The organism is Nocardia amikacinitolerans, assembly GCF_900215415.1.
In the GTDB taxonomy this organism is placed as follows: Bacteria; Actinomycetota; Actinomycetes; order Mycobacteriales; family Mycobacteriaceae; genus Nocardia; species Nocardia amikacinitolerans.
This window is the reverse complement of record NZ_OBEG01000006.1, coordinates 500,237-514,009: the sequence shown is the minus strand read 5'-3', so window position 1 is coordinate 514,009 and position 13,773 is coordinate 500,237. Positions and strand designations below refer to the sequence as shown.

11 protein-coding genes are annotated in these 13,773 nt (G+C 71.3%); 1 reads left to right on the top strand and 10 read right to left on the bottom strand.

Features of this window, described 5'->3' with window-relative positions:
* Nucleotides 1–130 precede the first annotated feature (130 nt).
* Both CRP45_RS26950 and CRP45_RS26945 read right to left on the bottom strand, forming a co-directional pair.
* Nucleotides 131–2,896: a SaeA-related protein gene (locus CRP45_RS26950; RefSeq protein ID WP_097247525.1), complete on the bottom strand. Its 2,766-nt coding sequence runs from the start codon at nucleotides 2,894–2,896 to the stop codon at nucleotides 131–133.
* 6 nt (nucleotides 2,897–2,902) lie between these two features.
* Nucleotides 2,903–4,585: an Hsp70 family protein gene (locus CRP45_RS26945; protein ID WP_097247524.1), complete on the bottom strand. Its 1,683-nt coding sequence runs from the start codon at nucleotides 4,583–4,585 to the stop codon at nucleotides 2,903–2,905.
* Between the two features lie 104 nt (nucleotides 4,586–4,689).
* Here CRP45_RS26945 and CRP45_RS26940 point away from each other — a divergent pair, with 104 nt between their 5' ends.
* A complete protein-coding gene (locus CRP45_RS26940; RefSeq protein WP_097247523.1) occupies nucleotides 4,690–5,172 on the top strand; it encodes a nucleotide exchange factor GrpE in 483 nt (160 codons plus the stop codon).
* Between the two features lies 1 nt (nucleotide 5,173).
* On the opposite strand, the gene CRP45_RS26935 is transcribed toward CRP45_RS26940, so the two are convergent.
* From CRP45_RS26935 to CRP45_RS26900, 8 genes are all read right to left on the bottom strand, one after another.
* The gene (locus tag CRP45_RS26935) at nucleotides 5,174–5,890 is read right to left on the bottom strand and encodes a TIGR03943 family putative permease subunit (RefSeq protein WP_179831031.1); all 717 of its coding nucleotides are present in this window, start codon (nucleotides 5,888–5,890) and stop codon (nucleotides 5,174–5,176) included.
* Nucleotides 5,887–6,888, bottom strand: a complete 1,002-nt coding sequence (locus CRP45_RS26930; protein WP_097247521.1) for a permease — start codon at nucleotides 6,886–6,888, stop codon at nucleotides 5,887–5,889. The genes CRP45_RS26935 and CRP45_RS26930 overlap by 4 nt, the downstream gene beginning before the upstream one ends.
* Before the next feature lie 53 nt (nucleotides 6,889–6,941).
* Complete coding sequence (locus CRP45_RS26925) at nucleotides 6,942–8,324, bottom strand: MATE family efflux transporter (protein WP_097247520.1); 1,383 nt, start codon at nucleotides 8,322–8,324, stop codon at nucleotides 6,942–6,944.
* On the bottom strand, nucleotides 8,321–9,322 hold the full coding sequence (locus CRP45_RS26920; protein WP_097247519.1) for a DHH family phosphoesterase: 1,002 nt from the start codon (nucleotides 9,320–9,322) through the stop codon (nucleotides 8,321–8,323). The genes CRP45_RS26925 and CRP45_RS26920 overlap by 4 nt, the downstream gene beginning before the upstream one ends.
* Nucleotides 9,323–9,334: 12 nt before the next feature.
* On the bottom strand, nucleotides 9,335–9,778 hold the full coding sequence (rbfA, locus tag CRP45_RS26915; protein WP_097247518.1) for a 30S ribosome-binding factor RbfA: 444 nt from the start codon (nucleotides 9,776–9,778) through the stop codon (nucleotides 9,335–9,337).
* Nucleotides 9,779–9,826: 48 nt separating this feature from the next.
* The gene (locus tag CRP45_RS26910) at nucleotides 9,827–10,117 is read right to left on the bottom strand and encodes a DUF503 domain-containing protein (RefSeq protein ID WP_067782782.1); all 291 of its coding nucleotides are present in this window, start codon (nucleotides 10,115–10,117) and stop codon (nucleotides 9,827–9,829) included.
* Between the two features lie 112 nt (nucleotides 10,118–10,229).
* Complete coding sequence (gene infB, locus CRP45_RS26905; protein ID WP_097247517.1) at nucleotides 10,230–13,250, bottom strand: translation initiation factor IF-2; 3,021 nt, start codon at nucleotides 13,248–13,250, stop codon at nucleotides 10,230–10,232.
* 109 nt (nucleotides 13,251–13,359) lie between these two features.
* Complete coding sequence (locus CRP45_RS26900) at nucleotides 13,360–13,692, bottom strand: YlxR family protein (RefSeq protein ID WP_084482749.1); 333 nt, start codon at nucleotides 13,690–13,692, stop codon at nucleotides 13,360–13,362.
* Between the last annotated feature and the right edge of the window lie 81 nt (nucleotides 13,693–13,773).

Below are 13,773 nucleotides of genomic sequence, written 5' to 3'. Positions count from 1 at the left end.
GCGCAAAGCCCGCTGCCACGGTGAGCTTGCCGTTGGGCTCGCGGCGGCACCATGCGACGACGATATGACAGGGGCGCGGCAGATCCGGCGGAACCGCCCCGCTCCACGGCTGGCGCGAACCGACGCTCGGCTACGCGTGCGTCCAGTGGATACGAGCGCCCGGCGCAAAGCCCGCTGCCACGGTGAGCTTGCCGTTGGGCTCGCGGCGGCACGATGCCACGGCGATGTGGCAGGGGCGCGGCAGGTCGGGCGGGACGCGGACGCCGCCGTCGATCTCGTACCGCATGTTGGTGACCTTCCACGCGCGTGCTTCCGGCTCGTCCGGTGCGAGGGGTGGACGTTCGGGGCGCGCCACCACCATCACCTCGGTGATCCCCGTCGGCCACACGAAGGTCAACAGACCAGCACGCTCGGCCAAATCGGTGACCACCGGAATGCCGCTCGGCATGGGATCGTCCGACACGAGCGGCACGGCCGGTTCGACGCCCGCACCGGTCGCAGCCCCCGCCGGAAACTCGGCGGACGCACCGCTTCCCGCGGACTGCGCGACCGGACCGTGCTGAGCCGAATCCGGTGACGACACCTGCTCGGCAGTCGGACCCGGCCGAGAAGCACTGCCGGAATCGGTTGCCGCCCCGGCCTCGATCACCGAGCCGGGCGGACCGCCGACATCCTGCCGAACGGCGGGTTCGGCCTGTGTCGCCGAGCCGGACCGATCGACCGCCGCGTGCGGCACTGCATGGGCACGCCGGCCGGACGAATCGGGCTCCGCCCCCGGACCGGGAGTGTGGCTCGGGTCGTGCTCGATCGCGCCGGTCCGAGCCGCCGGATCCCCGTTGGCAGTTCGGCCGTACCCACTTACCGGGGCCGGACGGCTCACCGAGCCCTGCTGAACCACCGAGCCCGGCGGCATATCCGACGCGGAACCGGCCGACTCGGCCGAGCCGGAACGGTCCACCGAATCGGGCTGGGCCGCGTGTTCGGCACGCGCGCCCGGCACCATCGTCGTGCCCTGTTGCGCGGCAGGACCCGCGTCGGCGGGTCGACCGTGCCCATCCAGCGAGGCGGGCTCAACTGGCGGCCGAGCGGCTCGTCCGTGCACGTCCGCCGAGGCGGTCGGTAGCCGCTGTGGCTCAGGCCCGGCGTCCGAACGTGTCGCTTCGGAGTAGGTCCCCGACGCAGCGGCGGCGACGGCGTACACCGGAACTTCGCCGGGCGGAGCGCCGCCGTCTTCGAGTTCGGTGCCTCGGGTGCGTCCGACCACTCGCCAGGAGCCGTCCGGCTGGAGCCGGGTGACGCGGTAGGCCACGTCGTCGGCAGGCGCGGGCGACCAAACGATCTGCACGGAACCGTTCGCCATGCGGGTCGCCGTCACGCGGCCGGGGGCTGGAACGGGGGTGGCGGCCAGCGCCTCGCTCGCGCCGGGATGGTCGACGCAGGCGGCTTGGGCGGCGCGCAGTGTGCGAGAACGTTCGGCGGACGGTCCCGCGGCCGCGGCGGCGACCAGGCGGTCGGCCTCGGCGACGGCTCGCTCCGCTTCGGAGAGCAGTTCGTCCAGACTCGCGGCGGATCCGGTGGGCGGCGGCACGTCGGCGGCGACGCGTCGCAGCTGCCGGAGGTGTTCGAGCGCCTCCACGTAGCGGGTTGCCGCGCGGGCCGCGAGGGCGACGCGCCAGTGCCTGGCCGCCTCGGCGAGCACTCGTTCGACGTCGTCGGAGACCGAGCGGATCGGTGTGGTGCCCTCGTTGTGCGGATCGAGGCCCCTGGCCTCGGCGATGTGGCGCGCGGCCTCCTGCGGACGTCCGCCGCGCAACGCCGCCCGCGCCGCCTTGAGCGGTTCCTCCCACTGCCGCCGCGGCGGAGCGGGAGCCGCGGCGCGTCCCGCGCTCGATGGGGAAGGGGCGGGCGTCGGACGCGCGGATCCGACGGCGCGCGAACCCAATTCGACGGCCAGGTCTTCGAGCAGCCGACCCGCGGCGTGCGGGTCCATGCCGAGCGCGATCGCCTCGTCGAGCAGGAACTCGTAGTCCTCCCCCACCAGTTCGTCCTCGACGAGCACGGCGGCCCGCACCTTGGGCCGCAGCTCTGCGGTGACGTCCTCGACGATCGAGGCGACGTACTCGTCCACCACGGACCCACCGGGCTCCAGCAGGTCCTGCACGTGAACGAGCAGTTCGTCGAGCACCACGCGCATCCGACCGGGCGGCAGCTCGCGCGACCGAGCGCGCAACGCGTCGGCGCGCAGCCGGATCTCGCCGGTGTGGGTGGCGCGGCTGGGATCCAGCCCGAGCAGACCGAGCAGCGTCGGCGCGGGCGGACCGTCCACCAGCCGCCCCCATTCGGCGAGCAGCCCGCGAATCTGTTGGCGTCGTTGGTCGGTGAGCGTGCCGGTGGGCGCGGCGGGTTGCGGCGCGTCCTCGATGATCCGGTGACGACGCAAACGGGTGGCGACCTCGGCGGCGGACAGCCCGCCCATCGTCCCGATCTCCTCCAGTCCGGGCACTTTCGCGGCGGGCACCCCGCCGTGGCGCTGCACCAGCCGGGAGATCGCGGTGTCCAGCATCTCGTAGCGTTCGGCGTCGCGCTGTTCGCGCTCGTGCCGGATCCGGATCGCTTCGGCCCGCCGCGCGGACCCGTCGAGCAGCAGATAGGACAGCTGGTCGTGGTTTTCCACCAGCAACCCGACGAGCACCCGATACTTCGGATGGTCGCGCTGGCGCTGCCAGAAACCCCACACCTCGCGCACCCGCGCGGAAACCTCGGCGTCGCTGAGGCTCTCGGCCTCGTCGAGCGGAATGTCGTAGAGCTCGAACGGGTCCGACTGGTCGATGCCGCCGCGGCGCTCGACCGCGGCGAGCACCCGCTTGCGGTAATCGTTGGGGTCGAAAGCGTGCATGGCGGCTCAGCTGTCGCGGCGGCGGGAGCGCTGCACCTGGTCGAGCTCACGCGCGACATCGGCCTGGGACAACGTGGCTCCCGTCTGCGCCGACAACGTCAACGGCATGTCGGCGTCGACGTGGTGCGCGGTCACGTGCAGCACGCCGTCGAATCCCATCTCGAAGGTGACGCGCACCTCGCTGCCCGCCGGATAGCCCGGCGGGATGCCGCGAATCCTGCCTTCCACAAGCACTTTGGTGTCCTCGGGACGCATCGAGGCGGCCTGTCCCTGCTGTTCCACGATCGTCAGCTCGATCTGATCCTGGTCCTCGCGCACGGTGCCGAACGACCGACGCACCCGCACCGGCAGCGTCTGATTGCGGTGCACCAGCCAGGCGGCCGCCAGCCCGTAGTGCGAATCCAGCGCGAGCACACCGAATCCGCGCGAGACCACCGTGTCGACCTGGATCTCCAGCATCCGCCGCACCAGGCTGACCGGCTGACCGAACGATTCCGCGACCCGCGCGATCGACTGTTCCAGGTCAGCGGGCGCCGCCTCGTTCAGTCCGGAGCCGTCGCGCAGCCGACCGCGGGTCACGAGATCGGCCACGATCAACCGCTCCATCTCGAGCTTCTCGCCGTAGAGCGCCGCGCCGCGCGCCACCGACAGATCGGGGTCGCGCAGCTCGCCGATCAGGCCGAGTTCCTTCTCCAGTTCCCTGGCGACCATCGGCATCCGGGAGGAGCCGCCGACCAGCAGCAGCCGGTCGACCGATGCCACGCCGCGCTTGCCCGCGGCGGCCAGACAGTCCTTGGTGAGATCGAGCGTGCGGCGCATCAGCGAGGCCGTCATCGACTCGAGCTCGTCCCTGGTCAGCGTGATGACGGCGCGGGCGCCGTCGTGCGCGACGACGACCTCCGTGCTTTCCTGGTCGCTGAGTTCGCGCTTGGCGCGCTCGGCGGCCAGCACCAGCGTCTGCGAACCGGCCGAATCGTCCAGCGGGTCCTCGGCATCGGGATTGGCCGCGCAGAACTGCTGGGACAGATACAGGGCGATCCGCTCGTCCCAGTCCGCGCCGCCGAGCTGATGATCGCCTTCCACCGCCAGCACCGAGATGCGGCGATCGGCCAGCTCGATGACGGTGGCATCGAAGGTGCCGCCGCCGAGGTCGTAGACGAGCACGGTCTCGCGCGCACCGGTCTTGCCGATGTCTACGCCGCCGTCGAGCCTGCCGAACCCGTAGGAGAACGCGGCGGCTATCGGCTCGGAGAGCACGCCCGCGACGTCGAAGCCCGCGTAGGTGCCCGCTTGAATGGTGGCGCGCCGCTCCTCGTCGCCGAAGTACGCGGGCACGGTGATCACGGCACGGCGCACCGGCTCACCGCCGCCGAATTCCGCGTCGGCGGCCAGACTCTTGAGGATCAGCGCCGAAACGGCGGGCGCCGACCAGGTCTCGCCGTGCGCGGCGAAACGCCACTCCGCGTCGCCCATCCGGCGTTTCACCAGCGAGCACACGTGCTCGGGATCCAACCGGGCCTGCCGCCTGGCGCCCTCGCCCACCAGATGATCGAACGCGGACGCGAACAGCACGACGGAGGGAACCGTCGGTTCCCCGTTCATGCCGATCATTACTTCGGGCCGACCGTCGGCGTCGATCCGCGCGATCGCCGAGTTCGTTGTGCCCAGGTCGATGCCGTAGACCCCCATGGCAGGCGATCGTATCAGTCACCGCCGACAGTGGCGCAGCGACCGATGGGCGAATCCGGCTGACGCCCAAAACAATCGATGCGTGTCCCGGCTATGGTGCGAGCATGACGGAACCAGTCGCGGAATCGCTCGCCCAACTCGTCGAACGCGTCGAGGACCTGTCCCGGGTCGTCGCCCGCCAGGCCGCCACCATCGAGCGTCTCGCCGACGAGGCCAAGGCCCGCGCCCGCCAGGACCGCGCAGGCGCCGATCTGCCGCTGGTCGTCGAGCTGTTCGCCCTGCACAACGACACCGCCGCGTGCGCGGCCACCGCCGAATCGCCAAGGGAACGGGCGGCGTTCGAGGCCATCGGCGCGCGCATCGAGCGGCTGCTCACCGGTCGCGGGGCGACGATCGTCACGCCGCGCCCCGACGACGCCTTCGATTCGCTCACCATGGAGGCCGCCGACGTCACCGCCACCGCCGACCCGTCCGCCGACCGCACCGTCGACGAACTCGTGCACCCGGGCCTGACCGTGGCGGGCCGGTCGGTCCGTCCCGCGGGGGTCGTCGTCCGCCGCTATCGCGCAGTCGAGGAACCCGCGTGAGTCAGCGGCCCCGCTCGTAGGAGTGGTCGGGCCGTTCGACGCGGTGGTACTCACGGACGACGAGCGTCGGGGTCGAGTCGCGGTCGCGGCGCGCGCTGTCCGGTTCCACCACGCCGCGCACCTCGAGCCAGGTGTCCTCGTCGAGCGGTTCCTCGATGCCGGACAGGTGCAGCCGGATGTAGCGGGCGTCGGCCACACAGCAGGTGATCACCACGCGCGCCAGGTCGATGCCGTAGCCGCGCATGCGGCGCAGAACGAAACCGCTGACGGTGATCTCCCGGCCGTCCAGCGACCGGGTGGAGTCGAGCGTCGCGCGGTTCACCACCTCGCTGATCGACAGGAAAGGCGCTGGTTCGTCGGGAAGCGGCGCGTAGGCGACCAATTCCGGTTGCGCCACAACAGGATCCGGCGGACGGATCGCCGAACTCGTCACGGCGGCGCCCGCCCCGAGCGCGGGCGGAGCGACGAGCAGCAGCGTGGCGACCGGCGCGAGCAGCAGCCACTGGACACGTCCGTGCCCGTGCTCGTGCGCCGCGCGCCCGCGGTACAGGTCGCCGATGATGGCCGCGGTGCCGAGCGCGACGATGCCGATCCCGCTGATCAGCAGGAACGGGAAGAGTCCCGGCTTCACGTAGCGCAGGTAGGTGCCGTCGAAGGTGGTGCGCAGCACCGCGATTCCGATCAACAGCAACAGCAGGTTCTGCGTTTCCCGCCTCACCGCGCACCCCCGAGGAAGACGTAACCCGCCACCGTCGCGCAGACGATCGCGACCGCGAAGGTCGACGGCGCGAACCACAGCGCGAATCGCCGCCCGAACGCGCCCGCCTGCATCGCGAACAGCTTGACGTCCACCGCGGGCCCGACGACCAGGAATACCAACCGCGGCAACAACGGCAGTGTCGACATGCTCGCCGCGACGAACGCGTCGGCCTCCGAACACAGCGCGAGCACCACCGCCAGTACCGCGAGCACCACGATGGCCAGCAGCATCTGGGTGGCCAGGTGCTCGAACCACTGCGGCGGAACAAGGACGTGCAGCGCCGCCGCGGTCGCCGCGCCCAGCACGAGGAAGGCTCCGGCCTGGAGCAGATCGTGTCGCGCCGCCTCGGCGAAGACCTCGGCTCGGGTGCGGCCGGTCACGCAGTGGTCCGGCCCGCCGCGCGGCAGCATCCAGGTGGGGCTGCCGAAGCGCGACCACAGCAGCCCCATCACGAGGGCGGTGGCCAGCGAGCCCGCGAACCGCGCCACCACCATCCCCGGTTCGCCGGGAAACGCGACCGCGGTGGCGATCAATACCACCGGGTTGATCGCGGGCGCCGACAGCAGAAAGGCCAGCGCGACCGAACTCGGCGCGCCCTGATCGATCAGCCTGCGCGCCACCGGGACGACGCCGCACTCGCACCCGGGCAGCGCCAGGCCCGCGAGCCCGCCGACACCGATCGCGGCGGTCTCGTTGCGCGGCAACATCTTCCGCAGCAGCGCGGGCGAGACGAACGCGGCGATGGCGCCGCTGACCACCACACCGAGCACCAGAAAGGGGATGGCCTGCACGAAGACTCCGACGAACATCGTCAGCGCGGTCTGGAGGCGCAGCCGCGCGTCGATCGCCGAGGCCAGCTGGGCCTGCCAGACGATTCCCGCCACCAGTAGTCCGGCGAGAACGTAGGTCGACGACACCCGGATTCGCGTGCGGCGCGCAGGCAGGTGCTCGAGCATTCCCCCATCTTGCCAGGAATGAATATCGTTTTCGAAATAAGTGGACCGGTCGGTCAGGCGCGGCCCGTCGGGATCTCCGCCCCCACCTGCGCCCAGCGACCCGTCAGCGTCCGCCAGACCACCGCGGCGAGCCGCAGCACCATGAAGGCGACCAGACCGGACCAGATGCCCGCGATCCCCCAGTCGTAGACGAGCGAGAGCCAGATGGCGGGCAGGAAGCCGATCAGCGCGGCGCCGAGCGTCGCGGTCCGCAGGAACGCGGCGTCACCGGCGCCGAGCAGCACGCCGTCGAGCGCGAACACCACGCCGGCGACCGGAATGATGCCCACGAAGAACCACCACACCACGTGGGTGCGATCCAGCACGGCGGGGTCGTCGGTGAACAGCGGCGGGACGACCGCGTACCCCGCGGCGAAGGCACCGGCCAGCGCGAGCGCGAAGATCTCCGACCACCGCGTGACGCGCCACGCGAGCCGCCGCGCGCCCACCGCATTCCCGCCGCCGAGCGCCGCACCGACCAACGTCTGCGCGGCGATGGCCAGCGAATCAAGGGTCAGCGCAAGGAAGTTCCACAGTTGGAGGACCAGCTGGTGCGCCGCGACGGACGCCGCACCGAACCGCGACGCCACGGCCGCCGCCGACACGAAACAGGCCTGAAAGGCCAAGCTGCGCATGATCAGATCGCGGCCGAGCACCAGTTGGGCGCGCATCACCGTCCAGTGCGGGACCAGTGAAACCCGTTCGCGCACCAAGGCCGCCAGGAACAGCGCGGCCGTCACCGTCTGCCCGGCGACGTTGGCCACCGCCGAGCCGGGCAACCCGAGCGTGGGCGCGCCGAGCAACCCGTGCACCAGAACCGGGCACAGCACGGCCGAAAGCGCAAGACCGGCAACCACATACAGCAGCGGACGGCGGGTCTCCTGAACACCGCGGAACCATCCGTTGCCCGCCATCGCGATCAGAATGAGCGGCACCCCGAACAGCGCGATCCGCACCCACGGCAGCGCCTCGGCGGCGATATCCCCGCCGCCCGCGATCGCGCTGGTCAGCGGAACGGCGAACGCCTGCACCGTGATCAGGATCAGCAGGCCGACCAGCACCGCGAGCCAGGTGGCCTGCACGCCCTCGGCCACCGCGCCGCGCTCGTCGCCCGCGCCGTGCCTGCGCGCGGCTCGCGCGGTCGTTCCGTAGGACAGGAAGGTCAGCTGGGTACTCACCTGCGCGAGAATCAATCCGCCGACGGCCAAACCGGCCAGCGCCAGCGCGCCGAGCCTGCCGACCACCGCGAGATCGAACAGCAGGTAGATCGGTTCGGCGACAAGCACACCGAGCGTGGGCAGCGCGAGTCCGAGGATGCGCCGCGGCCCGGCCTCGACGGGATCGGCGTCCAAAGTGGCGCGGACACTGTCGGTGTCGTCGATATCCTGCCCGGTCATCCGAGCGCCGCGAGCAAGTCCCGCACCACGTCCTCCGGGCGTCCGTCGGTGGTGTACCCGGCCGCGTAACGATGCCCGCCGCCACCGAGCGCGGTCGCCACCTCCGCCACGTCGACACCGTCGTGCGCGCCTGGCCCGGAATCGCGCGAGCGCAGCGACACGGTCCAGCGTCCGTCGACGGTGCGGGACTCCTTGAACACCGCGGCCACCCCGGCTTCGGCCGTGGTGCGCACGATATCGATGACGCTCTCGACCTCCTCCGACCGCACGCCGGTGACATCGTCGCGACGCACGAACGCGTACGCCAGTCCGGTACCACCGCACGCGGCGGGCTCGAGCCGTGCCGTGCCGAGCACCCGCGACAGCATCGGCAGCCAGTCGAACGGGTGGGTGTCCATCAACGTGCGCGCGATCTCGGCGCCGTCGATCCCGGTGGCCAGCAGTCGTTCGGCCAGCTGGTGAGTTCCTGGCCGCACCCAACGGAACGAGCCGGTGTCGGTGACCAGGCCCGCGTACAGGCAGTGCGCCACCTCGGCATCGATCGGTTCACCCCAGGCGTCGAGCAACCGGGCGAGCAGGCTGGTCGTCGATTCCGCGCCCGAGTCCACCACGTTGATCGCGCCGAAGCGGGTGTTCGAGCGGTGATGGTCGAGCACCAGCGTCGTCGCCGCGCCGGACAGCCGGTCGGCCAGCGCGCCGAGCCGCCCCGCGCTGCCGCAGTCCACCGCGACGAGCAGGTCCACTTCGCGCGGCACCTCCGCGGGCCGGGCCAGATGCTCGATCCCGGGCAGCGAGCGCATGGAAGCGGGCAGTTCGGCGGGCTCGGCGAACGACACCCACACCGGGATGCCGCGCCGATGCAGCACGAGCGCCAGCGCCAAACCGCTGCCGATGGTGTCGGCATCGGGTTGCACATGGCACAGGATGGTGACCGATCCCGCGGCGTTCAGCGCCGCGACGGCCGCGTCGAGCTCGGCCTCGTTACCGCTCGTCGTCATCCGCGCCGCGCGTCACTCGGCGCTGTCGCGCTCGACCTTGTACGGGTCGGCCTCGCCCGCGGGCCTGGCGTTGGCGGCCGTCCTGGCCACCGCGTCGTCGGCGGCCCTGGCGCGGGCCAGCAACTCCTCCATCTCGCGCGCGGCGTCGGGCACCTTGTCCAGCACGAACGCCAGCGTCGGCGTGAACTTCACTCCGGTCCCCGCCCCGACCTTGGAACGCAGCACCCCCTTGGCCTTTTCCAGGCCGGCGGCCGCGGCCGCGTAATCCGGTTCGGCGTCGAGGGTTTCACCCATCACCGTGTAGTACACCGTGGCCTCGCGCAGATCACCGGTGACCTTCGCGTCGGTGATCGTCACGAAACGCAGCCGCGGATCCTTCACCTCGTATTCGATCGCGGTGGCGACGATCGAGGAAATCCGCTTCGCGAGTCGGCGTGCCCTGGCTTGATCCACCATGGCCGTCTCCTCCTCACTGTTGTCTGTATTCGGTTGGCGTCGCGGGCCTTAGTCCTCGGGCCCGAAGATCCGGCGGCGTACTGCCAGCAACTGTAACTCCGGGCGCGCCGCGACGTGCCTCTCACATTTGTCGAGCACCTCGGTCAGGTGATCCATGCCGGCACTGACCATGGCCACTCCCAGCAACGAGCGCCGGTACCGATCGTGTTCCCCGCCCTCGGCCGCGCTCACACCGAAGCGTTGCAGCTCGGCGAGTATCGGCCGGATGACCGACCGCTTCTCCTTCAGCGAGTGCACGTCGCCGAGCAGGATGTCGAACTCCAGTGCACCTAGGTACACCCACACACCTTTCAGTGTTCTAGGCCGAACCGAACACCGCACCTCGCGCCCGGCACCTCGCCGGGTGGGCGGGGCCTCGGACGCTGGTGCGGTGTTCGAATACTCGGACCGGTCAGTCGCGCGGCTTCTCGCGGAGCTCGTACGCCTCGATGACGTCGCCCTCCTTGATATCGGAGTAAGTCAGCGTCATACCGCACTCGAAGCCCTCGCGGACCTCGGTCGCGTCGTCCTTCTCCCGCTTCAGCGAGGAGATGGTGACGGTCTCGGCGATCACCACGTTGTCGCGCAGCAGACGCGCCTTGGCGTTGCGCTTGACCGACCCGGAGGTGACCATGCAGCCCGCGATGTTGCCGACCTTCGACGAGCGGAAGATGGCCCTGATCTCGGCGCGACCCAGCTCGACCTCTTCGTAGATCGGCTTGAGCATGCCCTTGAGGGCCTTCTCGATCTCGTCGATGGCCTGGTAGATCACCGAGTAGTACCGGATGTCGACGCCCTCGCGGTTGGCCAGCTCGGTCGCCTTGCCCTCGGCGCGCACGTTGAACCCGATGATGATCGCGTTCGACGCCGAGGCCAGGTTGACGTTGGTCTCGGTGACGCCACCGACACCGCGGTCGATGACCCGCAGGCGCACCTCCTCGCCGACCTCGATACCCATGAGGGCCTCTTCGAGGGCCTCGACGGTACCGGAGTTGTCGCCCTTGAGGATCAGGTTCAGCTCCGAAGTCTCCTTCAGCGCGGCATCCAGATCTTCCAGGCTGATCCGCTTGCGGCTGCGCGCGGCCAGCGCGTTGCGCTTGCGCGCATTGCGGCGGTCGGCGATCTGGCGAGCGATGCGGTCCTCGTCGACGACGAGCAGGTTGTCACCGGCGCCGGGCACCGAGGTGAAACCGACGACCTGGACGGGCCGCGACGGCAGCGCCGCCTCGACGTCGTCGCCGTGCTCGTCGACCATGCGGCGCACGCGACCGTAGGCGTCGCCCGCCACGATCGAGTCGCCGACGCGCAGCGTGCCGCGCTGGATGAGCACGGTCGCCACCGGACCACGGCCGCGGTCGAGGTGCGCCTCGATGGCGACACCCTGGGCGTCCATGTCCGGGTTGGCGCGCAGGTCGAGGGCGGCGTCCGCGGTGAGCAGGACGGCCTCGAGCAGTGCGTCGATGTTGGTGCCCTGCTTGGCGGAGATGTCGACGAACATCGTGTCGCCGCCGTACTCCTCGGCCACCAGGTTGTACTCGGTCAGCTGCTGCCGGATCTTCTCCGGGTTCGCGCCTTCCTTGTCGATCTTGTTGACCGCCACGACGATCGGCACGTCGGCCGCCTGCGCGTGGTTGATCGCCTCCACCGTCTGCGGCATGACGCCGTCGTCGGCGGCGACCACCAGGATCGCGATGTCGGTGGCCTTCGCACCGCGGGCACGCATGGCGGTGAACGCCTCGTGACCCGGGGTGTCGATGAAGGTGATCAGCCGGTCGTCGTCGCCGAGGTGGGTCATCACCTGGTAGGCGCCGATGTGCTGGGTGATGCCACCGGCCTCGCCCTCGCGGACGTTGGCCTTGCGGATCGTGTCCAGCAGTCGGGTCTTACCGTGGTCGACGTGACCCATGACGGTCACCACCGGCGGACGGACCTGCAGGTCCTCCTCGTCGCCCTCGTCCTCGCCGTAGGTGAGGTCGAAGCTCTCCAGCAGCTCGCGGTCCTCGTCCTCGGGGCTGACCACGTGCACGACGTAGTTCATCTCGCTGCCGAGCAGCTCGAGGGTCTCGTCGTTCACCGACTGGGTCGCGGTGACCATCTCACCGAGGTTGAACAGCGCTTGGACCAAGGCGGCCGGGTTCGCGTCGATCTTCTCGGCGAAGTCGGACAGCGACGCGCCGCGGGCGAGCCGGATGATCTCGCCGTTGCCGCGCGGCAGCCGCACGCCGCCGACGGCGGGCGCCTGCATCGACTCGTACTCGGCGCGCTTCGCCCGCTTCGACTTGCGGCCACGACGCGGCGCACCACCGGGACGACCGAACGCACCGGCCGCACCGCCACGGCCACCGGGACCGCCGGGACGACCGCCGCCGCCACCGGGACGACCACGGAAACCACCGGCCGCGGGAGCACCCGCACCGGCACCGGGCGCACCGGTACCGCCGCCGCCACCGCGGTAGCCGCCGCCACCGCCGCCGGGACGACCGGCGCCACCGGCGCCGCCACCCGGACGACCGGGACGACCCGCACCGGCGCCGCCGGGACCCGGACGGGCCGAACGCTGCGGCATCGCACCGGGATTCGGGCGCGGGGGCATCGAGCCGGGGCTCGGACGCGGACCGCCGGGACGGGCGCCGCCACCCTGGGCAGCGGCCGGACGCGGACCGGCCTGGCCGGGACCAGGACGCGGGCCACCCTGGGCCGGACCCGGACGCGGGCCACCCTGAGCGGGACCCGGACGCGGGCCACCCTGGGCCGGACCCGGACGGGGACCGCCCTGGGCCGGACCCGGACGCGGACCGCCCTGGGACGCCGGACGCGGGGCGCGCTCGGGCGCGGGCGTCGACGAGTAGGGGTTGTTACCGACGCGCGGGGTCTTGGGACCTGGCTTCGGCCCACCGGGGCGCGGACCACCCTGCGCGGGCGCACCGGGACGCTGCTGCTGGCCCGGACGCGGCGCACCAGGGGTCGGGCGCGGACCGGACGGAGCGGGCGCGGCCTTGGCGGCGGGCGCCGAGTCCTGCGCGGGCGTCGCCGGGCCCGGCTTCACGGCCGGACCGGGGCGAACGCCGTCGCCGGGACGGGTGGTGGCCGGGCTGGGAGTCGCAGCGGCGGCCTGGGCCGCAGGCGCGGCCGGGGACGACGCGGCGGCTTGCGCCGGAGCCGGGGTACGTGGGCCGGGGCGTGGGCCGCCCGCGGCGGGCTTCGCGGCCGGACGGGCCGACGAAGCGGGCCCGGGGCGCGCCCCGGACTTGGCGTCTCCCGCCGGCGCGGACTTCGCCGCCAGCGACTCGCGCAGCCGACGCGCGACGGGCGCTTCCACCGTCGAGGACGCCGACTTCACGAACTCGCCCTGCTCCTTGAGCGTTGCGAGTAGTTCTTTACTCGTGACACCGAGTTCTTTTGCCAACTCGTGCACGCGGGCCTTGCCTGCCACTGCTCTCCTCACTGAGAGGTCGAGCAGTGCCACCGTTTCAGGGGACGGCGGCCCGCACGACCTCGGGTTATCTCCGATGGACGTTCATCGTTGGTACTTCACGGTGTGCTCATGAGTGCTCGTGCCTGTTCTCGAGGTAATGCTCCAGGGCTGAGATATCCAGATGTCCGGACACTCGTAGTGCTCTGCCGAATGCTCGGCGCCGTTCTGCGGTGCTCAGACAAGACGAAAGGGGGTGCAACCAGGCACCCCTCCCGGGAAGTCTGCGCCGCGGATCGGGAACGATCACGACGATACGGGATCCGTCGCCGGTTTCCCGATCTTGTGCCACGATCCGCAACAGATCGACGGCCAACTCGCGCTTCCGGCATCCGATGCACGTGCGCACCGGGGCCGACCGCCGCTCGGAAGCGGGGAGTCGATCGGTGGTGCGTTCGGGCAAAGAAGCCGAAGGCTCGTGCTGAACCTTGGACCACTGTACCGCTGCCCGGCCCCGAACGCCGAACCCCTCCCCCGCGGAAGT